The following is a 22,657-nucleotide window of genomic DNA, read 5'->3' as shown; positions in this document are numbered from 1 at the left end:
AACAAAAAAAGCCGCCAGCAACGCTGGCAACTTTCTTGACGTTTGATAATTAAATACGCGACAAAACTAGCGAACGATATAAACCGAACAGCCTGCATTAAGTGCGACCCGACTAGAGATGGACCCCCGCAAAGCCCTAAGCATACGCCCTTTTCCAGTCGATCCGATAACAATCACATCACACTCCTCGCTGGCCGAAAACTTGAGGATAGCCTCATCGATCTCACCGTAAATTATTTCTTTACGCAGATGAACATTAGCTTCTGCAGCAGCCTTGTCAACGACGTAAAAAATCCGCCGCTGGCGCTCCTCCCAATCATCCTTTCGGTTGCGGGCCGGCGCCAGGGAAAGGTCAGTAAGAGCCGGAGCCTCCTTGGAGGGCAGCACAATGACCGCATAGAGGGTACTACGAAGCCGCTCGGAACTAGCCGAAGCCGCCAATCGAACCGCCTCTTCGGCAGCTTTGTCGGACGCGGGAGAACCATCAATCGCAACCAAAATTTTCTTGCTCAGTTTAAGCATTCACACCTCATCCCGGACTGTCGTTTCGTCCATCGTAGCCAAGCCACTTCGGGGTGTCAACAGCATAAATAAACGCTCCGGCGCGAACCAAATTGACAGATCCATAACAGCGTTCTATAATGTTCATGAACCTGCAAATCAGCTTTGTCAAGAACATGAGTGTATACATCTTGACAGCTTCTTTTCGCGAGGCTAGAATCACCTGTCTTATATATAAGAAATTTCCAAGAAGGATAATTGATATCATGGTTAAAAAAGATAAGTCGGAATACATCATTCAAGCAGTCTCCCACGCTCTTGACCTGCTTGAGCAATTCCACGACGACGTTGATGAGCTGGGGGTTACGGAACTAAGCAAGCGCTTAAAACTTCATAAGAATAATGTTTTCCGCCTCTTAGCCACACTGGAATCACGTGGCTATATTGAGCAGAACAAGGCCACGGAAAACTATCGATTGGGACTCAAAGCCCTCGAGTTGGGTCAAACCTTCATCAAACAAATGGGGCTGTTACGTCAGGCCAAGCCGATCCTTGAACAGATCGTCGGCAGCTGCAACGAAACTTCGTACGTCGCAATCTACAAAGAAAACCACACTGTCTATCTCGACGTTGTCGAAACCAATCTGACGGTTCGCGTTGTCTCACGGGTCGGCTCGCGTCTGCCAGCCCACTGTACGGCTGCCGGCAAGGTCCACATGGCTTTCATGACCGATGAGGAACTGGAAGACCTGCTTGCTGAGATTAAATTTGTCCAGCACACACCGACCACCATTGCTGGCGCCGAAGCTCTCAAAGCTGAGCTGGCCAAGGTTCGCGAACAGGGATTTGCCTTTGACGACGAAGAACTCGATCCAGGCGTCCGCTGCATTGCCGCTCCGATCCGCGATTACACCCGTCGCATCGTCGGCGCGATCAGCATCTCCGGACCGAGCATGCGCCTCGACAACGAGCGGATCGACAATGAATTGGTCCCGCTGGTATTAAAAGCTGGTTCGGACCTGTCGACCCGACTCGGCTATCCAAAGTAAGAACTTTAAATCTTAATAAAAAGGCCCCTCTCTGGGGCCTTTTTATTTTCCGCCAGGAGCGACAAGCCTCTTGAAGCCGTCCATTGAGCATGAAATCGAACTCGCTCGTAATGCCGGCGTCAATCACGCGCAGAACTACCCTTTTTTACTCACCCCCAACTGTCCCAACCATCAGGGCATCCTCCTGGTTCATGGTTTCACTTCAACGCCACGGGAAATGCGCGCCTTGGCGGAACATCTCGTCGAACTCAACTTTACCGTTCTCGGGGTGCGACTCCCGGGGCATGGCACCAGCCCCGAAGATTTGGCCGGCAGTCGGGCTGAAGAGTGGCTGGCAACCGTTGAGCGCGGCTATCAGATCCTCCAACAGATGAATCTGACCATCAGCGCCGTCGGACTCAGCACCGGAGCCCTCCTGCTCATGCAACTTTCCCGACTTCACCACCTTGAGCACTTGGTTCTGCTCTCCCCATATCTGCGGCTGAAACACCCGCTGGCACCGCTGGCTCGGCTATTGAGCCTGTTCATTCCCTTTGCCCACCGCGATATCGACCTTGCCGATCGCCCTTTTTACTATCAGCGCCGACCGCTAAAAGGAATTGTGCAAATTAACCGCCTGAGAAAGAAAGTTAAAAAGCACCTCAAGCAGATCACAACGCCAACCTTGATCCTTGCTTCAACGGGGGACAAAACCATCCATCCGGGCACCGCCGAGGATATCTACAAACAACTCCCCTGCTTAGAAAACGAATATCATTGCTACGGAGACGACGTTCCGCACGTTCTGACAACAGCAGAGAATCCCTGCCAAATGGATGTTTTTCGGCGCACCGCTAGCTTTCTGACAGTGCCCGCTACGGAGCCTGATTACGCCACGAACCCAGCTCAAAATTGAGCTCAGCCAGCAATTCCGAGACGACCTGACAACAACCGGGCAGGTGTTTGGTTGAGGGCCACTCTTCCTGATTGCTAAGAAAAACATAATTAACCGCGAATTTAACTCATCTAAATGACTGGTTTTCCACACCCGCCTATGCGAAAATTCCCAAAGTCCATCCAGATTAGGGGTTTTTATTTTGCAGCGTTTCCGTCATATCATCCTGTTCGTCATCCTGCTAACCCTGTTAGCAACTAATACGAGCGCAAAACACAACCAGAACCAGTCGGCCTATGACAGCACAACGAACCTGATCCTGATCCTGCATTCGTATCATCCCGGCTTGGCCTCCACAGATTCGGTTATGGCCGGACTTCAGGAAACCCTGACCCTTGCACCTGCTCCTCCAAATTTCCACGTCGAGTATCTCGATACCAAGCGCCATCCGGATTCGGAATATTTTACTCATGTTCTCGATGCGATTCTTCACTATAAATTACAGGAACGCTCTTTCGACCTGGTCATCGTCTCGGGAAATGAAGCGCTTAATTTTGCCCTGGAACACCGTAACGATCTATTCATCGATACACCGATTATTTTTTCCGCAACTGAAAGCTTCCCCAAAAAGCAGCTAAAGGGGATAAAAAAGATCACCGGGGTGGTTCAGGATCCTGACTACCGCGGCCTCATAGAACAAGCCATCAGCCTTCACCCAAAGGCAAGGCGGGCGGTCATCGTTGGTCGGACAAATGGTTTTTCCGACAAGTTAATTGATCAGAGGCTCCATGCACTGACCAAAGAATTCGCTCGACTTGACTTCGAATTCTGGAACAATTTGGGTCATATGGAACTGATAAACAGGCTCGAAGGCTTGAGTTCAGACGATCTGGTCTTTGTCAGTGGTCTGTTTACCGATAAAAACGGAAACCTGCCCTGCTTTCTGAGTCAGCAGACGGCCCCCGGATCGATTGTTGCCCCGATCTACAGCCCTCTGGAAATCTACCTCGGCAACGGCACCATCGGTGGCCCTATGATCGACTCGAAACAACAGGGTCGATTGGCGGGCAAATTGGCCCTGCAGGTTCTTTCCGGCGATGATCCCGATGAGATTCCCGTTATCAGGCCGCATCAGGGAGTATCCCGCTTTGACAATTTAATGCTACTGCAACATAATCTGTCAACAAGCCTGCTGCCCCCAGGCTCCCAGTTGATAAATCAACCACAGAGCGTTTACTCTTTGTCTAAAAATCTGCTGCGGGCAATTGTCGTCTCTTTGTTGATTTCTGTCGGCATCATCTTTTTTCTCAGCACAAACTACCTGAAAAGGTTAAACGCGGAACGACTCTACAAACAGTTGTCACAACAGTTTCAGGTCATCCTGACCGGTATTCCCGACAGCCTGTCCCTGATCTCAACGGACATGAAAGTCATCTGGTCAAATAAAGGCGGCAGTGAATACATCAACCGACAGCTCGGCAACGATCCGGGCGAGTATTGCTGCAAGCTGCTCTACAATCGTGCCGCTCTCTGCAGCAACTGCCCGGCGGTAGATTCGCTGGCCAGTGGCAATATCGAAGAAGCAACCATCACCAGCCCTCAGGGGCAAGTCCTTGAGGTGAAAGCCTTTCCCATCAAGGATTCCCAGGGAACGGTCACCAGTGCCATCTTGCTCGCCAGCGATATTACCGAAAAAAATCGCCTGCGCGATGAAGCGATCCGCGCCAGCCGCCTTGCCTCCCTTGGCGAACTAGCCGCCGGAGTAGCCCACGAAATCAACAACCCCAACGCCCTGGTCAGACTCAATGCTGAGCTGGTAAAAAAATCCTTCAACGGCGCACTGCCGATCCTGCAGGAACATTTTGACAAACATGGTGATTTTGCCCTCGGCGGCCTGGAATACACCGAAGTCCGCGAAGAACTGCCACACCTATTTACCGAGATGCTTGAAGGAACCGATCGGATTAAAAACATTGTCAATGATCTTAAGGATTTTTCGCGCAATGACAGCCCCGACCATTCCGACCAGATAGACCTGAACGAACTGGTCCAGACCTCTATCAGGCTAATTAAAAATACCATTCGGAACAGCACCGATCATTTCAGTACCGATTACGCGCCACAAATGCCAAGCCTAAAAGGGAGTTTTCAACGGATCGAACAAGTCGTTGTCAACCTGCTGATTAATGCCTGTCAAGCCCTGTCCAGCAAAGACAAGACAATCAGGGTAAAAACCTGGGCTGACCCGGTCAATCTGCGCAGCATCCTGCAGATTACCGATGAAGGCTGCGGTATTGAGGCCGAACATCTGCAGCACATCACCGAACCGTTTTTCACCACCAAACGCAAAGAAGGCGGGACCGGGCTGGGACTCTCTGTTGCTATTCGGATCATTGATGATCACGGCGGTAAACTCGAATTTCAATCCCAGCCGGGACAGGGGACGATCGTTACCCTGTCGCTCCCTGCGAGCCTGACAGGAGAACCAGAATGAGCGAAAAGCTGTTTCCGGCAATACCGATCCTGCTGGTGGATGACGAAAGACCCTGGTTACGAAGCCTGGCCCTGACATTAAAAGACATGTCGGGCATCAACAACACTATCAAATGCACTGACAGTCGCGAGGTGATGTCAATCATGGCCGAGCAGGAAATCTGTTTGGTGCTGCTTGATTTAACCATGCCGCATATTTCCGGTGCCGACCTGCTGACCATGATTCATGCTGACTACCCAGACGTTCCGGTTATCGTCCTGAGCGGCATGAATCAAGTGGAAACGGCCGTGCGTTGTATCAAACAGGGGGCTTTTGACTACTACGTTAAAACAGTGGAAAAAGATCGCTTGCTCACCGGTATCCAGCAGGCATTCGCCCTGCGACAGTTAAAAAATGAGAATTACCGCCTGCAACGACGCTTTCTCGATCCGCTCGCAAAACCAGAAGTTTTCAGCAAATTCAAGACACGCAACAACCGCATGCGGGCAATTTTTCAGTACCTTGAAGCGGTTGCCGGAAGTGGCGAACCGATTCTGATAACCGGCGAAAGCGGGGTCGGCAAGGAACTGGTTGCCAAAGCCTTTCATCAACTCAGCCATGCCGGCAGCCCCTGGGTGGCGGTCAATGCTGCCGGTCTCGACGATAACCACTTCAGCGACACACTGTTCGGCCATACCCGCGGAGCGTTTACCAGCGCCGATAAAGAACGACCCGGGATGATTACCAAAGCCGAAGGCGGCACCCTCTTTCTCGACGAGATCGGCGATCTGAGCCCACCGTCACAGATCAAGCTGTTGCGACTGCTGCAAGAAGGCGAATACTACCCGCTAGGCAGCGACACTCCCAAATACGCCAATACGACCTTTGTCTTTGCCACCAACCTGCCCTTGGAAGAAAAAGTCAACAGCGGAGAATTCCGCAAAGATCTTTACTACCGCCTCAGATCGCACCACATTGAAGTCCCGGCGCTGCGCGATCGATCAGAAGATTTACCGCTGTTACTGGAATATTTCTTTGCCGACGCGGCAGACAAACTCGGCAAAAAACCGCCAACCGTCCCCCATGAACTGGTCGGACTGCTCTCAACCTACGCCTTTCCCGGCAACATCCGCGAACTCCGTGGCATGGTCTACAATGCCATCAGCCTGCACAAATCACACAAACTTTCACTGCAGAGCTTTAAAGAGGTCATCAATAAAGAACAGAGCGCCATAAGGCCAACCAGCATAGACTCGATTCCAACGCTAAAGCAGCTCCAATTCCCTCAGCAAATGCCGACCCTAGAAGAACTGGGTCAACAGGCGGTCATGGAGGCGATGCGTCGCGCCAAGGACAATCAGACGTTAGCGGCAAGTCTGCTCGGCATCACCCGTCAGGCCCTCAGTAAACGCCTGCAAAAACTCAACGCTTAAACCAAGATCCTGTCGCCCTGTTTGCATTGTCCAAAAACGCTTACCAGAACGTCCCCATAGAACAACTCAACCAATCTCCGCAAAGGACAGAACTGCCCCTGCCCCCCGCTCACCTCTCTAAATTTTGACAACGGCTCCTGACTAGCGAAATAACGAATGAATCCGGCAAAATAACAACATTGTTTACCGATACCGCCCATCAAGAACATCGCAACCTAAGTTGCACTGACAACTCCGGTTGCCCTCGACAAAACCTTTGTGTTTTAGCCAGTTAGCGGACTATCAGCACTTCCCTGCAACCCTGGTTGCATCGTTAGCAAAAGTCCATTATTTCAGCGGCTATACTTTTATTCAACTATTACGATTACTTAAACATTATCTCCGAGCTGGCATAAGCCTTGCCTTATAGATGAGAAAATTAATCGAGTGTGCTGCCATCTCTTAACAGTGCACATAGGTACATCACGGTAGTTTGTTCCCGACAATCCGAATCCGGAGGATAAAATGAAAAACAGGAAAAGATTGACCAAATTGGCCCTGGCCCTAGCGGGCCTCCTCTTTACAGCCGGTATTGCACAGTCCGCTGTGATCACCGAATGGGACCAGTCCGATGTCACCCCAATGGCCCCGACCAACGTGACCAACCCAGGCCTGGTCTTCGATGCCTACAACTACGTTGCGCCCGGCTCCCTGATCGATCCGAACACCAGCGCTGTCGCCACAGGCGGTTTTATGCCAAGCGGATATTCAAAGTATGCCGGCGGCGTTAACTACCTGCCGAACGGTGCCATGACCTGGAAAGAACGCGACACCCAGGGTCCTGGCCTGAGCGTTGTCACTGGTGATGACGAGACCGGCGACAACTGTATCACCTCGGCTGGCTGGAATCCTGACTCCACTCCGACCGCAACGCAGATGAGCGACTGGTGGGGTGTTGACCTCAAGCAGTGTTCCGATCCATGGCAGTCCAGCAAGCGCTTCAAGATTGTCAGCTACGTACTCGATGCCCCGATCGACCTGACCTTCAAGGTTAGCGCTAACGGTCAGGAAGACATCTACCGTGTCCTGCAGAAGTACGGCAACCAGACCGGTGAGCGCGTCAGCGGCTACACCCAGCAACTCGGTTTCGGTAAAGGCGCTAACTTCGTCGAAGCGACTCCAGGTCAAGGCGTCGCCTTTGCCCTAAAAAACGGCGCCAAGTTCGACAACGACGCCCCGACCGCAAGCAGCATGGCCAACCAGGGCGAGCTCGACTCACTGGTTGCTCACGGCCTGTTCGGCGCACCTGACAAGCACCACACCTCCGCCGGCTACTTCAACGCCAACGTTCGTGCCAACTTCGCTCTGGAAGCTGGCGAAACCTACATCACCACCACTGGCATGCACCCGGCACATACCGACCTGTTCGGTGAGTGGATGCCAGCCCAACAGCCGAAGGGTGCTTACTACTTCGACATGGACGGCATTATTTACACTGACAACGCCCTGGTCGCCACCTGCGACGGCGCATTTAACGAAGAAGTTGCTCAAACCGAAGGTGGCGCAGCCGGCTGCCAAGGGGAATGGGTCACCTACCGCTCGTCATACGTGCCGATCGACAACGGTGACGGCACCTGGACTATCCCCGCTTCCTCCGGCGTAGATCCTAACAACCGCGATCTTAACCGGACGGTTATTCCCGCCGACGTCATCACTGCCTGGGATGCGAATCCACTCTGGATTCCTGGCGACATCGACGATTTTGCCAACGTCAACATCAACTCTTACATCGCGGTCGGTAACGCTGCTGCCTGGCCGACCGCCGATGCGGATGGCAACGCCAGCTTCACCATCCGCATGACGCCGACCTTCGACGCAGCCACAGCGACGCAAGAGCCTGGCACAGATTCTCCTGCTGACTTTATCGTCTTCATCGAGGCACCGACCACGGTTCTGCCGTAAGCGTCTTAAGTAATCGAATGACAAAACTAGATATGAAAATCTGGAGGATAAAATGAGAACAGCAAAAATGATTTTACTGGCGATGGTTGTCGCCCTCGTGACCGTCACCCTGGCTCACGCCGGCACTCAGGTACAAAAAAACCAGGCCACCACCATCAAGGCTTCGGTACAGAACAACAGCAACGACAGCGTTCGTGCCGCCGTTAAGCTGACCGGCTATGACAATGCCGGAACCAAAATCGGCCAGCTCTGCCAGGTTTCCTGGCTGGGCGAAGGTCGCACGGCAAATCTTGAATTCGCCTGGAACGCACCGGCCTACGCAACTGGCATTTACTGGTCGTCCAAGGTTGAAGTTGGCGGAGACTGCCCGAATGTCGAGCTACCTGATGTTGAAGTCCCGGTTTACCGTTTCGACAGCGACAGCGATAGTGATAGTGATGATGACAGCGACCATCACTAAGAGCTGAACAGATCAATAAACACAGCGGCTGGCGGAAGATTCCGCCAGCCGCTGTGTTTTAGCGTGGTTAAGATAGTAGGTTCATTTCACGATTTTCTTCCACAGTTCCGCAACCTGCTGCAACGCCTCTTCGACCGTCCCCGAGTTATCGATCACATAATCAGCGCGGGCCAATTTCTCTGCTTGCGACATCTGCGCCGCAGTCCGCTGCTGGGCCGCAACTTCGTCCAGTTCATCCCGAGCCATTAACCGCCGCAACTGCACCTGCGGATCAATCTTGACCACCAGCACCCGGTCTACCCGCCCCTCGGCTCCAGCCTCGAACAGCAGCGGCGCTTCGTAAACCACCAGCGGAATACCCGGCGTTAGTTTGAGTTTCTGCAACCGCTCAACCGCCAACGCGGCAATCGCCGGATGGGTCATCTGATTTAGCTCCTGCCGGGCACAACTATCGGCAAAGATGATCTGCCCCAATTTTTCACGATTCAATCCTCCCGACGGAAGCAGAATATCAGCGCCGAACCGTTCCACCAACTGACCTAAAACCGGACTGCCCGGAGCGACAATCTCCCGGGACAACTGATCCGCATCGACCAGCACGGCCCCATGACGGGCGAGTGCGGCAGCGATCATGCTCTTGCCCGAAGCAATATTTCCCGTGATGCCAAGAATCAAATTGTTTACCAACATGGTAGAATTAACCTATCAGTTTTTTTTGGAGCTAACCGAACATTGCCTGCAGTCGGAGGTGCTCATGACTCAAACTCTGCCGCAAATGGTTTTCGACCGAATTAATCGCTTTAATGCCCGCACCGCAATGCGCCGTAAGACCAGCGGCAGATATCAAGATATCAGTTGGCAGCAATTGGGCCAACAGGTGCGCGCCTTTGCCAACAGCCTGCTGGCGCTGGAAATTCAACCGGCCCAACAAGCAGCAATCATGGCCCCCAACTGCCCGGAATGGGCCTATGCAGACCTGGCAATCATGTCTATCGGAGCGCGCACCGTTCCCATTTACCACACCGAAGGACTGAAGACAATTGTCCATATCCTGACCGATGCCGAGTGTCGGATAGTTTTTACGCACTCTGCGCTACAGGCCACCGAAATCTTACACCACGGGGAACAACTCCCGCTGCTAAAAATCATTGTCCTGCTTGAAGGGACCTCAGAAACGGAAGGAATCCTCTCCCTTGAAAGCTTTCTCGAATTGGGGCGACAGACAAAACCTGGCCAGTTAGATGAGCTCCTGCAAGCGGGGCAACGTCAAGACCTGGCCACACTGGTCTATACCTCCGGAACCACCGGCCCGCCCAAAGGCGCAATGCTCAGTCATGACAATATCCTTTCCAATGTCGAAGCCTGCTGTCAGCTGATAGAGGTCGGCCCGGAGGATGAATGCCTATCGTTCCTGCCGCTGTCGCATATTTTTGAACGGATGGCCGGCTACTACCTGATGTTGCACCAAGGGGTCACTATTGCCTACGCCGAAAGCATCGATACGGTTCCGGCCAACTTAGTCGAAGTCAAGCCGACGATCGTCATCAGCGTGCCTCGACTTTACGAAAAAATGTACAACCGGGTTTTGGAGCGGGTCACGACTGGCCCCTGGCTGAAAAAGCATCTTTTTTTCTGGGCGATCAAGGTGGGTCGGCAGAAAGTTATCGGCGAACAGCAGGGTCTGGCTCCGACCGCGCTGCAGAACAAACTGCTCGCTATCTTTGAAAAGCTGGTGTTCTGTAAAATCAAAGAACGACTCGGCGGCCGACTACGCTTTTTCGTTTCCGGTGGAGCACCACTGGTCAAAGGGATCGCCGAATTTTTCCTCGCCGCCGGAGTCCCAATTTTCGAAGGCTATGGTCTGACAGAAACCTCACCGGTCATTGCCGTCAACTATCCAGGTCGACATCGCCTCGGCAGTGTCGGCCCGCCACTGCCGAATGTGGAAACAAAAATTGCCGCAGATGGCGAACTGCTGGTCAAAGGTCCGAATGTCTTTCACGGCTACTGGAAAAAACCGGAGCGCAGCGCAGAAGCACTGAGAGACGGCTGGTTCCACACCGGCGACATCGCCACCCTGGACAACGACGGGTTCCTAATCATCACCGATCGGAAAAAAGATATCATCGTGACTGCGGGCGGTAAAAACATCGCTCCACAGGAGTTGGAAAACCTGCTCAAAACCGACAAATTTATTAGTAGTGTAATGATTTACGGCGATCATCGACCCTACCTGACCGCGCTGGTGGTTCCTGACTTTGATGCTTTACAGAAATATGCAGCCTACAAGAAGATCGATTTTCTCGACCTCTGTGATCTCGTCAACCATCCTCAAGTTTTAAACCTGGCACGCAGACGTATCGATAAATTGCAGCATCGCCTGCCATCATATCGACAAATTAAACGATTCACCTTACTCTCACGAGACTTCAGTGGAGAAAAAGGAGAAGTGACTCCGACGTTAAAAATAAAGCGCAATATCGTCGGCCAACGCTTTGCCCATATTTTGGAGGATTTATACCGTCCAACGGATGAAGCAATTCACGATACCAGTTATTGTGTCATTGATTCCGAATCTCCTATTGAGTAATTATGAGAAAGGCCTTAAAATACCGTAAATTTTAGTGAAATTCACCGTGCACCGGATGAGACGACGATTGCCATGGAACCTTCTGCGGAAGAACTAGCTTTAGCCTTCGACCTGGAAACAGCTTTGACCGGTCTGATCAAATTGACCAAGGCGCTGACTTTCTATCCAGCCGACCATCCAGCACTGACCGCAGCAGCAGAAGAGACGTGCGATGCATTCAGACCGCTGTTGGAGCGGCACGACACCCGCCCCTACCACGTCACCCAGGACGGCTTCAACCTCGATACTGTCCCCCTGGCTCCAAAAAACCTTAGCCTTAAGAAACTGGCTGTAAAGCTTGTCGAGCGCAAGGTTCGCCACCTGCTGTTTTTACCGGAACTGACAAATTTCGAACTGCTGATTTTTGCTGAGCAACTGTCCCGTCCGACCGAGCAGTTGCTTAAGACCGGTGGCCTGATCAAACATCTGGCCGAGCAGAAAATCAAATCGATCTGGATCAACGAAACCGACCTCGAAGCTGTACTGAAAAATCTTTATAAAATGGAAAACGGTCAACCTGAGATTCTCCTGACGGAAAACGAGCCCTCAGAACTGCCCGCGCAAGAACAAAGCTTTTCCGCTGCAACCAACGAGAATCAAACCTCAGTGATCGAACAAATGCGGGACCTGCTTGAGCACCTCAAAGAACCACAAGAGGACCATGTATACGCCCAACTGTTGGACAAGATCCGTCCCCTTGCGGACGATTTCCTCCGCCAAACGGGACTCATCGGCTGCCTGGCACTTATCGGCCTACTGGAAACTCAGCGCAAAGATAAAAACCGCAACCACGCCCAGCAGCAAGGTGCAACCGACCTCACCGACCGCCTGCTTGACGACGCCATCAAAACTTTGCTGGTCAATGCGGTCGCCGAGTACGGCCTCAAGCCTTCTCAACGCCGAGCACTGGGCAAACTGCTGGTCGGGCTAGAACTTAAAATCGTCCCGGAGCTGATTCAGCGTCTCAACGCCGAACGGGATGCCATCCTCCGTCGCTACTACACCGCTATTCTCGCCAAAATGGGGGAAGCGACATTTGCACGGTTCGAAGACATCCTTCGCAGCGATATCTGGTACCGTGTCCGTAATGCGGTCACGGTTCTTGGTGAAACTCGCCTGGAAACGGCTCTGCCGCTACTGGAAAGGACCATTGATTATCCAGAAGTCCGTGTCCGACGCGCCGTGATCCGCGCTTTGGGAGCCATCGGCAGCAATGCGGTCATTCCTTTATTGCTGCAGTTGGCTCACGACGAAAATACCGAATTACACCAACCGGCAATTATGGCACTCGGCACCCTTGGCAATCCGCAGGCGATTCCACCGCTGGTCGAAATACTGAAAAAAAGAGACATCTTCGGTAAAAAGACCGGTTTAAAGATCGAGGTTATCCAGGCCCTCGTAGCGACCAAGTCGCCTCAGGCAATCATCCCACTCCTTAAATTGGCTCGACGTGCGAACATGTTAAACAGCGCAAAACTCGAGACGCTGCGCGCCGAGGCGATTATTGCTCTGGGGCAACTTGGCAACAGCCACCTGATTCCAGTTCTTGACCAGCTGCCTAAATCGGACAAAGGACCGGTCAGCAGGGCGTTGAAACAGGCCACAGCACAACTAAAGAAAGCACAAAATGTCGTTTAAGCAATTAAAACAACTCCCCTTTTGTATTACCGCAATTCTACAGGGCTTACGCCTCTACCCTGCCGAGCACCCCCAAATTAAAAAACAGCTAAACACTTCAATTTCAACCCTAAATAGCCTGCTCAAAGAGCATGAAAAACTCACCATCGGCCTACTTGACGGCACTTTACTGCTGAACAACACTCCCTTCCTTGATCAGCTGCCGGCCCTACAGGAGCTGGTTCGCCTGCTGGAAAAACAACAATTACAGGCACTCGAGCTGCTTCCTGGGGTAGACCAGCAACAACTGCTGATCCTCTGCCAGGAGCTACCGCAACTTCTCGGTGGTGAATTTCCCGAACGGCTTGAAAAAATGGGCGTGACAGAGATCCGCGCGACCCTAATAGATGATGAACTTCTCAGCCCCGAAGCGATCTACAAAAAAGCCCTCGAAGCAGTCAACGAAGTTTGTCACGACGTCCGGCTTGGGCGGATTCCCTCTTCCGGCAAAGTGATCAAAACTGTCAAAGGGATGGTCAGAACAATCCTTGAAGAACCTTTTGCGCTGCTCGCACTAGCAATGCTGAAAGATTACGACAACTACACTTTCAGCCATTCAGTCAATGTTTCGGTTATTGCCATGTCGGTAGGTAAAGCCTGCGGTCTGCCGAACAAGCAACTTTTCGAACTGGGCCTGGGTGGCCTATTGCATGACTTGGGGAAGATGACCATCGCTCACGAGATTGTCGCCAAGCCAGGCAAGCTCAATGATAAAGAAATCGAGGAGATGAAGCAGCATCCGGTTAACGGAGCGAAAATCGTCGCGAAGATGGAACGGACATCGAGCTCAGTAATCGATATCGTCAACAGTCATCACCAGCGTTTCGACCGCACCGGTTACCCGGCCGTCTCGCAGGCGCAGACCATCAATCCGCTCGCCGATATCGCCTGCATTGCCGACACCTACGACGCCATGACCACCATCCGCTGCTATCAGCGTCGCCGGACCCCAAAACAGGCCATGGCAATGATGCAGGAACTAAGCGGAACCCAGTTGCACCCGGAATATTTGGAGAATTTTCTCAACTACCTTGGCCCCTACCCGGTTGGCACCCTGGTGCGGATCAAAGATAGCAGCATCGGCTTGGTCTGCGATCAGAACCAACAACAGCCCGGCTCACTGACTATGAAAATCATCTTTAGCCCATCGGGGCAAAAAAATGAAGAACCTCCGGTGATCAATTTTCCCGACAGTAGCAGTATTATCGCTGAAGTCGATCCAGCACTCAGAGGAATCAGTCTGGAGGATTACCTACCTTAAAGCGAGTAGCTAGATAAGGATTCTTGTGGCACCCGAAACAGAATGAAAAGAGCACCCAAAGGGTGATGGGACGAACGATTGTAATCATGATCGTCGAGATCCTCGCCGGGATCAAACCGGCCTATCTGTTTCGAGTTGTAAATCGCAAACTTCACAACCCTGGCTTGGGTGCGGTTTGTGGCGGATATATGGACCTCAGAAACGGAGCTTGTAGTTGAATGATCTCTACCGGGACAGGAAACAGGGGATGATCACAAGAGTACCCACAGAACACTCGTCATCACAATTTTTCAAGGCGACCTGACGAATCTAACCCTCCAAAAACGAAACTTTGCGGGGTCAGGCTAGGGATTAATGCTATCGTTCCAAAACAGCAGATCGCTCATAAATGTACCATTCCGAGCATCTCAGCGGCCTTGCAGCGGATCGCACTCCGCTTGTCCTGCAATGCCTCCAACAGGGCTGGTTCCCCTTCAGGAAACGCCAACACACCGAGACTTTCTATCGCTGCTAAAGCAACCTGCTCCTGACGTTTAAGCAGCGGAGCCAGATATTCCGGCAGCCGCCGGTCGGCAAATCCCGCCAATGCCCGCGCCGCCTCAACTTGAATACCACTTTCAGGATCATCCAACAGCTTGATCAGAGCAGCGATTGTCTTCGGGTGCTTTTTCGCTCCGAGCACTTGCGTCACCACGAGCCGCAAATCGGCATCATCACTTCTTAACGCGGCCAGTAATGACGGGTAAATCCTGGCAGCGTTAACCCGCTCCAAGGCAAAGGCTGCAGCGATGCGTTCACCACGTTCGCCATTTTGCAACTGAGCCAACAAGTGATCAAGATTGGCCACCGCTTCAATAGCGTCAAGGGCTGCCGCAGCCGCCTGCTGCACCTGCGTGTCAGGATCGTTAAACAATGCCTGTAAAGCAACGCGTCTATCTTCAAGCACTATCGGCCCTCCTCAATACACGCCCGCGCCGCAAGCAACATCGGCGAGCGCAGTGAAATAAATCAGTCTATACCAATCAATTCTAGCCCAGAGCCACTCTTAAGCATAGAGCGGCTCACAAATATTTGCTAAAACCCAGAGAATTTGTCACTTATTTACTTTATTAGCAACAGCAAATTGCTGTATTGTCCCGTTATCCGGATAACACAGTCTTAAGTTGTACATCCAATACGCTGGGGGTTTCTTCTTCATGCTCAAAAGCAAAACTCACCTGATTGTTGCCTGGGGAATTTTTATCGCCATTGTCGGTGGCTATATCCTCATGGCTGCGCAGTTCCCCCTCGCCTATATCGTCGCCACCTATGAAGATCTGGTCGGTGAGTGGGCGCAGGTTTTTCTTTTTGCTACAACGATGGCTCTTTCATTCAAAGTGGCGCTTAACAAATCCAGATATCGCTTTTTTTTTGCCGTACTTGCGCTGGCCTGTTTTTATGTTGTCGGTGAAGAGATATCTTGGGGGCAGAGAATTTTCGACGTTTCTACGCCGGAATTTTTTAAACAACATAACCTGCAGAACGAAACCAACCTGCATAATTTTCTGACCGGCCCCATCAGCACCTGGACAAAAAAAGCACTGGAATATGGGATCGCTGCCAGCCTGATCGGTTACGGCTTGCTGTACCCTTATCTGGTTCGGCTCCGCTGGCGGTTCGCTCTTTGGTTGGTGGACAGGGGACTCCCCTTCCCACCGTTTTACCTTTGGCCCTTTTTTGTCCTGAGTGGCGGCCTTGAACTTGGCCTGCTCGGTTTCAACGAAGCTGAAGTCGCTGAAGTTCTGATCCCCCTGGCATTAGCTATCATGACCCTAAATTATCTGCTGGCTTTGCGGCAGCAAAAAGAGCTTCCGCGCGACGGCAGTTGGGAAGTAATCGAATCGGTCCGACTCGCTCGACAAACGGTCGCAACGGTGGTCTGCGTGTTTACCCTGGCCCTGGCCACCACCGCCGCCGGGTACGCTTCTCCGACCTTGGACCCGAAAATTGAGAGCCGCTATATGAACGGGGTCGAAAAGTTTGCCGACCGGTACAAACGGCATGAGAAGTGGGATATTGCGGCCACACTTTATCAATTGGTGCTGGAGAAAAAACCACAACAAACAGACGTATTGCGCAACCTTTACAGGTGTTACCGGCAAATTGACGAGCAGGAAACAGCGCAACAATTTCTGAAAAAAGCAGAGGATGTCGATTTTGAATTCTTGCAGAAAAATCCGTATAGTGTTGCCACCAACTTATCCCTGGTGCGCACCTACAAGCTGATGAAAAAAACTAAAAACGCTCAGAATCATCTGCGAACGGCCTTATCAGACGCCAAGCTTCGGGTCCAAAAAGACCCAGAAAATGCAGCAGCAATCTATTGGCTCGGCAAAGCGCATGAGATAGCAGACAATCGCCCCGCAGCGTTGCAAGCATTTCAGCAGGCCACCAAGCTACAACCGGACACCCTGCGCTTTCAAAAAGCTGCCTTGCGCTTAGGTCGCGCACTTAAAGAAGACGTTGTAACCAACAGCAGTGCAGACTAAAAACGATCGAACAGCTGCTAGAAGAATTCTCAAATCGCGTCTATTCGCCACGCGTGTTCCATCATTGTCGGATCAAAAACAAGGGGGCTCTGTTTTCCTATTTAGCAAGCCCGTCCCCTTCCACAACGTCTCACAAAGTAGTTTACTTCACCTTTATAATCCGCACTGCATTGAGCACTGCCAGCAGGGCGACGCCAACATCAGCAAAGATAGCCTGCCAAATAGTCGCCATGCCGAACAGACCGAGCAGCATCACCCCACCCTTGGCGACAAAAGCCAAAGAAATATTCTGCCAGACAATCCGCCGGGTCAAGCGGGCGGTCTCGATCGCCGTAACTAATTTCTCCGGCTCATCGGTCATCAACACCACATCGGCTGCTTCGATGGCCGCATCACTCCCCAGGCCACCCATGGCAACGCCGACATCGGCCCGCGCCAGCACCGGCGCATCATTGATCCCGTCTCCAACCATCACCAGCCGGCCTTGCCGACATTTCTGCTGATAGACTTCCAGCGCGCTTAACTTTTGATCTGGCAACAGTTCCGCTTTCCAGCCATCCAATTTCAGCTCTTTGGCGACCCGTTCGGCTTCCTGCTGCCGATCACCACTGAGCATGATAATCTGGCGAACGCCTAAATCGCGCAAATGGGCGACGGCATTTACAGCACCATCGCGCAACTGATCGGCAATCAACAACACACCAGCATAGCGACCATCAACGGCAAGATAAACTTGACTACCAACCTCTTCAATTGACGGTGGTTGGATACCCGCAGCGAGCAGATGCTTGCGATTACCGAGCAATACCGGCCGCTCATCAATCAGCAGTGAAATCCCGAGTCCGGGACGTTCTTCTAGCTGTTTAATCCGCTGCCGGTTGAGTTTTTGACCATACTTACTGCGAATCGACAAACCAATCGGATGGCCTGAATCGATCTCAGCCAGGGCGGCTAACTGCAAAACCTCGTCGGCACTAAACGGTTCCGCCGCTAAAACTTGCTGAACCTCGAAGACTCCGCGGGTCAGGGTACCGGTTTTGTCGAATACCACCATCTCCACCTGGGCCAAGGCTTCCAGACAATTTCCACCCTTGACCAAAATTCCTTGCTTGGAGGCTCGACCGATACCGCCGAAAAATCCCAACGGAATGGAAATGACCAGCGCACAGGGACAGGAAACGACCAGGAAAATCAGCGCCCGGTAGAACCAGTCACCCCAACCACCGACAAACAACGGCGGCAGAAGTGCGATCAGGGCGGCAGCCAGCACCACCAGCGGGGTATAGACCCGTGCAAAGCGGGTGATAAAACGTTCGGTGTTGGCCTTGTTTTCGCTAGCATTCTCAACCAGATCAATGATTCTCGCTAAGGTTGATTGCTCGAGTGGACGGACAACACGCAGGGTCAGGCTTGCCGAACCGTTGATCATACCAGCAAGCACTTCATCACCAACACTCTTGCGCCGTGGGCGCGATTCGCCGGTCAGTGCCGAACTGTCGAGCAGCGCTTCGCCGTCGATGATGATCCCATCCAGCGGCACCCGCTCACCGGGACGCACCAGAATCAGTTGTCCGATAGCTACGGTCTCGGGATTGACCACCCGCACCTGTTGACCTTCAAGCAAATTGGCACTGTCGGGACGGATATCAAGTAGGGCAGCGATTTCGCGCCGCGAATGGTCAACCGCCCGCCCCTGGACAATTTCGCCGAGTAGATAAAAGAGCATCACGGCCACCGCTTCCGGGTATTCGCCAATAGCGAACGCACCGATGGTAGCGATCGACATCAATAGATGTTCATCGAACCAGCCACCACGCCGCAGGGTACTGAATGCGGCCAACAAAACCGAACCGCCGGCCAACAAATAGCCAAGCAGGTAACAAACCAGCGCAGCCCCTTGCGACAGGTAGCGTTCCATCAGCAGAGCGACAATCAGCAGCAGACCACCCCCAGCCAACCTCCACAACTGGCTGCGGATATGTTTGCCCGGTTGGGTCTGCCCCGCCTCCTGCCAAGGGCGTACGCTCACCCCCGGTTCGTAGCGTTCAACGATTTCTCGCACTTCTTCGAGTAATTGGTGACAGGGACGTGTTGATTCAATACGCAAGCTGCCAGCGGTAAAATTGAGATAGGCATCGCTGACCTTTGGCAATTCCTGGACCGCAGCCTCTATTTTGCCGGCACAAGAGGCGCACCCCAGCCCCTGCAGAACAAAGCGACATTTAGGCAGCGTGGACGTAGCCTGCTCGTCACGGCAATCCTCTTCCGCCGCCGGAGCACAATAACAACTGCCGCAATCAACCTTCTTCGGCATGACGCAACCCTTCCTGCAACAAACGCCCGACATGCTCATCGTCGAGTTGGTAATAAACCATCTTTCCCTCACGGCGATATTTCACCAGTCGCGCGGTACGCAGTAAGCGGAGCTGATGCGATACCGCCGAGGCGCTGGTATCAACCAGTTCCGCCAGATCGCACACACACATTTCCTCCTGCCCCAGAGCATGCAACAATCGCAACCGGTTAGGATCGGCTAGCATTTTAAATATTTCCGCTGCAGCCAACAAAAACTGCGGTTCCGGCAAAGTCTGTAGAACCCGGTCAACCCGCTGCTGGTCGACGCAGGTTGTCTGGCAAATATCTTTATCCATTCTCACCTCATATGAATAACTGTTCAGTTGTTGATTATGAAGGAATTCTGCAGCAATCGTCAAGGGCAAAGTAAGGTTATTGATGAGCAGCGGACCGAGGTGCCTTAAGACGTTTACTTACCGGTCACAGTTCCGATAGGCAGCGATCACCAGTCCGAGAATCGCTGCCTTGCTTTTGCTCAGAATGTAGCCTAGATTACCGAACATTGATTCATCCTCTAAAAGGATCCAATAAACTCTTTTTTGCGAAAATTTTTGGATAATTCACAGGGCAGCAAGTCATTCCTAGCCAGTGGCTGTCGTTTCCGGCCAATAATCGATGTGAGGTTTTTGTGAAAAAGATCTATCTTCTTCTGGGGATTATTCTTCTTATTGTTGCAACGGTCATCATCGGCAGTAGCATTTATAAGGATCAAGAGGCAGCCGCCTACCAAGAGACAGCCGTGCCCTATCTTAAAATGGTTGTTCCTGAAATCTCAAAATGGGACCATCAAACGATTAAAAGCTACATGCCCGCAGAAACCCTGGAAAGAACCAGCGAAGAAAACATCATAAAGATCGTCAAGCATCTTTCCAGGTTGGGTGCTCTTAAAAAAATGGCCGAGCCGAATTTCTCAAAGTTGTTTTCCCACAAACCTGCCGAAGGGGAAAGTAGAACCATTGTCACCTACACAGTCGATGCAGTTTATGAACATGACGATGCGATCATCACGATCAGTCTTCTCGATAAAGGTGATTATTTTAAGGTTTCGAAATTCGATATCGATGCGGAAATCCTCAAAAAATAGCCGCGAGCTGCAACAACAGGTACGTAAATCAGCACCGGAAAGAAATTAAAATGGACATAAAACTAGACGATGAACGACGTAAAGTTTTGTCGGCAAAAGTCCAAGGCTATTTCAAAAACGAATATGATGAATCGATTGGGGAATTAAAAGCAGATTTAGTCGTTGATTTTTTCATCAAAGAATTGGCTCCTCAAATATACAATCAAGCCGTTGATGATGCTTATGCCTTTATGCAAGACAAGCTTATCGACTTAGAAGGAACGTTATATATCCCGGAATAAAGTCCGCACAGAAACTATAAAAATAGGTTCCCCTGCAAGAACCTTAACCCACTAGCAATACAGGAACAATTCCCATGTTTCTTAAGTATATCGTTAAAATAATTCCGAAAAAAATTCTTACCCAGCAGGCCAGAAAACCATCCGGCTGGATCGGTCGCTTTGTCATGACCGAAATGTTCAGTACTGGAAATGCCGACTTGAATGATTTCGTCAAAGAGATGTTGGTTCCAGAAAAGGCTGACAGGATTCTGGAAGTAGGTTTCGGTCCGGGAAAATTGATCGCGGAAATGGCGGACGTAACCGCTGATGGTCTCATCGAAGGGATCGATTTTTCTGACACCATGCTGAAACAGGCGACTAAAGTCAATCGCCAGCAGATCGTCAAAGGCAAGGTCAAACTACACCAAGGAGAATGTCGCCGTTTGCCGTTCGCAGACAATTCCTTCCACAAACTCTGTTCGGTCAACACCCTCTATTTTTGGGAACAGCCGGAGAAGTACCTGCGCGAAATGCTCCGCGTATTAAAACCACAAGGTAAAATCGTCATCGGTTTTCGTGATGATCAGCAAACCAGTCGCCTCAATTTCAACGAAGAAATTTTCAGCAGCTACTCTCAAGCCGAAGTTGTCAACCTGCTGTTAGCGGCAGGGTTTGCGAATGCCTATTCAGCCGGCAAAGATGGAAAACCATTCTTTTCCTTTTGTGCCATTGCCACAAAAGAGTAACCATACAAAAAAACGTATACCAAGCCCGTCCCCACCAATCATCGATTTCAAAGTTTTTTCCTGATACGTCCTTGAGGCAGATCTCCGCGCCTGCTTTTCGATTCAATTCACCTTTTCCGGAGCACAGAGTAGATCAGCACTCTCCGCAGGACGACCGCAGTTGCCACATTGAAAATCCAAACGCATGGTCTCCTCCACACACATCAGAGCAGTTTTCCGACTCGATGACTGACCACAATAATCACCCTGATTTTCCACCTCAACGGGCTGACAAAGGTGTTCCTTATGCTTGGTCACGATCCCGCAGTTTGAACATTCGAACGTCGCTTTCATCGGCTATCTCCTTTAGGAATTAACCATCCGTGGCACGCAGACCGGGCAATAAATCCAGCTCCTGATGCCATTATCCTCTAGCGACAACTGCCAAGGCAATATGCGCAGCAAGATAATTCATGCAGCAAAAAGCGACAGTGAATTTGCAGTCCATTATTAGAGCATGAGAATTTCAACAAAAAAAAAGTCCCAACCCCTCTATAATGGGTTGGGACTAGGACTTTTATTTCAACAAAACATAAAAGGGTCTATTTAAAAAGGGATCTCATCATCGGGATTGAAGGCCGGTTCACTGAAACCACCGCCGCCTTGACTGGATTGTTGAGACTGCCCACCGCCGGATTGTTGAGACTGCCCACCGCCGGATTGTTGAGACTGCCCACCGCCGGACTGTTGGGACTGCCCACCACCGAAACCGCCGGACTGTTGGGACTGACCGCCGCCATAGCCACCTGACTGCGGCTGGCTACCACCCTGTTGCTGACCGCCGCCGGACTGTTGCTGGCTTTGGCCGCCAGTATAACCACCGCCGCCCTGCTTTTCATCGCGACCGCCAAGCATCTGCATCTGATCAGCGACAACTTCTGTCATGTAGCGCTTGTTGCCGTCCCGGTCGTCATAAGAGCGAGTCTGGATTTTACCTTCGATGTAAACCTGCTTGCCCTTGTGCAAAAACTTGCCGCAGATCTCAGCCAGTTGCCGCCAGGCGACAACATTGTGCCATTCGGTCTTCTCCTGCCGGTTGCCTTCTTTATCCTTGAATCGCTCAGTGGTCGCCAGAGAAAAAGTCACAACCGCCGCACCGGCCGGGGTATAGCGCAGCTCTGGGTCTTTACCCAGGTTGCCGACGAGAATTACCTTATTTACCGACATGTATGCCTCCTGTATGTAAAATGTGAAATGCCAAAAGAGTTTGTCTTCTGCCAAAAGAGTTTGTCATTGGCTAGCAATGCTGTTAGAGGCTAAAAGGTGTTATCACTAGCCAAAACTTAGTGTCAGTGAGCAGAGGACACATTAACTACACTGAGCAATTTCCTCACAACGGCGCTTGCT

General features: G+C 51.6%; 20 protein-coding genes. 13 read left to right on the top strand and 7 right to left on the bottom strand.

The window, feature by feature from the left end; all coding sequences use genetic code 11:
• Window positions 1-66: 66 nt before the first annotated feature.
• Window positions 67-522, bottom strand: coding sequence for a universal stress protein (locus tag ACZ5PT_RS08275; RefSeq protein WP_464266342.1), 456 nt, complete (start codon window positions 520-522; stop codon window positions 67-69).
• Window positions 523-767: 245 nt separating this feature from the next.
• Between ACZ5PT_RS08275 and ACZ5PT_RS08270 the strand changes: the two genes are divergently transcribed.
• The 6 genes from ACZ5PT_RS08270 to ACZ5PT_RS08245 all read left to right on the top strand — a co-directional run bounded on the left by ACZ5PT_RS08270 (window position 768) and on the right by ACZ5PT_RS08245 (window position 8,731).
• Window positions 768-1,550, top strand: a complete 783-nt coding sequence (locus ACZ5PT_RS08270) for an IclR family transcriptional regulator (RefSeq protein ID WP_464266341.1) — start codon at window positions 768-770, stop codon at window positions 1,548-1,550.
• A 70-nt stretch (window positions 1,551-1,620) separates the two neighbouring features.
• On the top strand, window positions 1,621-2,445 hold the full coding sequence (locus tag ACZ5PT_RS08265) for an alpha/beta hydrolase (protein ID WP_464266340.1): 825 nt from the start codon (window positions 1,621-1,623) through the stop codon (window positions 2,443-2,445).
• Window positions 2,446-2,626: 181 nt separating this feature from the next.
• On the top strand, window positions 2,627-4,918 hold the full coding sequence (locus ACZ5PT_RS08260) for a sensor histidine kinase (RefSeq protein WP_464266339.1): 2,292 nt from the start codon (window positions 2,627-2,629) through the stop codon (window positions 4,916-4,918).
• Window positions 4,915-6,330 (top strand): sigma-54-dependent transcriptional regulator, encoded by a 1,416-nt coding sequence (locus ACZ5PT_RS08255; RefSeq protein ID WP_464266338.1) that lies wholly within the window; start codon window positions 4,915-4,917, stop codon window positions 6,328-6,330. The genes ACZ5PT_RS08260 and ACZ5PT_RS08255 overlap by 4 nt, the downstream gene beginning before the upstream one ends.
• 504 nt (window positions 6,331-6,834) lie before the next feature.
• Window positions 6,835-8,271, top strand: a complete 1,437-nt coding sequence (locus ACZ5PT_RS08250; RefSeq protein ID WP_464266337.1) for a choice-of-anchor F family protein — start codon at window positions 6,835-6,837, stop codon at window positions 8,269-8,271.
• 52 nt (window positions 8,272-8,323) lie between these two features.
• Entirely contained in the window at window positions 8,324-8,731 is a 408-nt protein-coding gene (locus tag ACZ5PT_RS08245) for a hypothetical protein (protein WP_464266336.1), read from the top strand.
• An 81-nt stretch (window positions 8,732-8,812) separates the two neighbouring features.
• On the opposite strand, the gene coaE is transcribed toward ACZ5PT_RS08245, so the two are convergent.
• Window positions 8,813-9,421, bottom strand: a complete 609-nt coding sequence (gene coaE, locus ACZ5PT_RS08240; protein ID WP_464266335.1) for a dephospho-CoA kinase — start codon at window positions 9,419-9,421, stop codon at window positions 8,813-8,815.
• A gap of 64 nt (window positions 9,422-9,485) precedes the next feature.
• Between coaE and ACZ5PT_RS08235 the strand changes: the two genes are divergently transcribed.
• The 3 genes from ACZ5PT_RS08235 (at window position 9,486) to ACZ5PT_RS08225 (ending at window position 14,298) form a co-directional block, all read left to right on the top strand.
• Window positions 9,486-11,321, top strand: coding sequence for an AMP-dependent synthetase/ligase (locus ACZ5PT_RS08235; protein WP_464266334.1), 1,836 nt, complete (start codon window positions 9,486-9,488; stop codon window positions 11,319-11,321).
• 72 nt (window positions 11,322-11,393) lie between these two features.
• Window positions 11,394-12,998: a HEAT repeat domain-containing protein gene (locus ACZ5PT_RS08230; RefSeq protein ID WP_464266333.1), complete on the top strand. Its 1,605-nt coding sequence runs from the start codon at window positions 11,394-11,396 to the stop codon at window positions 12,996-12,998.
• A complete protein-coding gene (locus ACZ5PT_RS08225) occupies window positions 12,988-14,298 on the top strand; it encodes an HD-GYP domain-containing protein (protein ID WP_464266332.1) in 1,311 nt (436 codons plus the stop codon). The genes ACZ5PT_RS08230 and ACZ5PT_RS08225 overlap by 11 nt, the downstream gene beginning before the upstream one ends.
• 382 nt (window positions 14,299-14,680) lie before the next feature.
• On the opposite strand, the gene ACZ5PT_RS08220 is transcribed toward ACZ5PT_RS08225, so the two are convergent.
• The gene (locus ACZ5PT_RS08220) at window positions 14,681-15,244 is read right to left on the bottom strand and encodes a HEAT repeat domain-containing protein (RefSeq protein ID WP_464266331.1); all 564 of its coding nucleotides are present in this window, start codon (window positions 15,242-15,244) and stop codon (window positions 14,681-14,683) included.
• Window positions 15,245-15,494: 250 nt separating this feature from the next.
• On the opposite strand from ACZ5PT_RS08220, the gene ACZ5PT_RS08215 reads away from it, so the two are divergent.
• Window positions 15,495-16,826 carry a tetratricopeptide repeat protein gene (locus ACZ5PT_RS08215; RefSeq protein WP_464266330.1) on the top strand — a complete coding sequence of 444 codons (1,332 nt, stop codon included), beginning with the start codon at window positions 15,495-15,497 and terminating at the stop codon, window positions 16,824-16,826.
• Window positions 16,827-16,968: 142 nt separating this feature from the next.
• Here ACZ5PT_RS08215 and ACZ5PT_RS08210 read toward each other — a convergent pair whose 3' ends face one another.
• Window positions 16,969-19,140, bottom strand: a complete 2,172-nt coding sequence (locus tag ACZ5PT_RS08210) for a heavy metal translocating P-type ATPase (RefSeq protein ID WP_464266329.1) — start codon at window positions 19,138-19,140, stop codon at window positions 16,969-16,971.
• Complete coding sequence (locus ACZ5PT_RS08205) at window positions 19,124-19,477, bottom strand: ArsR/SmtB family transcription factor (protein WP_464266328.1); 354 nt, start codon at window positions 19,475-19,477, stop codon at window positions 19,124-19,126. The genes ACZ5PT_RS08210 and ACZ5PT_RS08205 overlap by 17 nt, the downstream gene beginning before the upstream one ends.
• A 332-nt stretch (window positions 19,478-19,809) precedes the next feature.
• On the opposite strand from ACZ5PT_RS08205, the gene ACZ5PT_RS08200 reads away from it, so the two are divergent.
• From ACZ5PT_RS08200 to ACZ5PT_RS08190, 3 genes are all read left to right on the top strand, one after another.
• Complete coding sequence (locus tag ACZ5PT_RS08200) at window positions 19,810-20,265, top strand: hypothetical protein (RefSeq protein ID WP_464266327.1); 456 nt, start codon at window positions 19,810-19,812, stop codon at window positions 20,263-20,265.
• 50 nt (window positions 20,266-20,315) lie between these two features.
• Window positions 20,316-20,546: a DUF2164 domain-containing protein gene (locus ACZ5PT_RS08195; RefSeq protein WP_464266326.1), complete on the top strand. Its 231-nt coding sequence runs from the start codon at window positions 20,316-20,318 to the stop codon at window positions 20,544-20,546.
• A gap of 74 nt (window positions 20,547-20,620) precedes the next feature.
• Window positions 20,621-21,271 carry a class I SAM-dependent methyltransferase gene (locus tag ACZ5PT_RS08190; protein WP_464266325.1) on the top strand — a complete coding sequence of 217 codons (651 nt, stop codon included), beginning with the start codon at window positions 20,621-20,623 and terminating at the stop codon, window positions 21,269-21,271.
• 102 nt (window positions 21,272-21,373) lie between these two features.
• Here ACZ5PT_RS08190 and ACZ5PT_RS08185 read toward each other — a convergent pair whose 3' ends face one another.
• Both ACZ5PT_RS08185 and ACZ5PT_RS08180 read right to left on the bottom strand, forming a co-directional pair.
• A complete protein-coding gene (locus ACZ5PT_RS08185) occupies window positions 21,374-21,604 on the bottom strand; it encodes a hypothetical protein (protein WP_464266324.1) in 231 nt (76 codons plus the stop codon).
• Between the two features lie 252 nt (window positions 21,605-21,856).
• On the bottom strand, window positions 21,857-22,477 hold the full coding sequence (locus ACZ5PT_RS08180) for a single-stranded DNA-binding protein (RefSeq protein ID WP_464266323.1): 621 nt from the start codon (window positions 22,475-22,477) through the stop codon (window positions 21,857-21,859).
• Window positions 22,478-22,657: the final 180 nt, after the last annotated feature.

Source organism: Desulfuromusa ferrireducens, assembly GCF_055389805.1.
The sequence above is the reverse complement of the archived record's forward strand: the minus strand, read 5'-3'. Positions and strand labels throughout refer to the sequence as shown.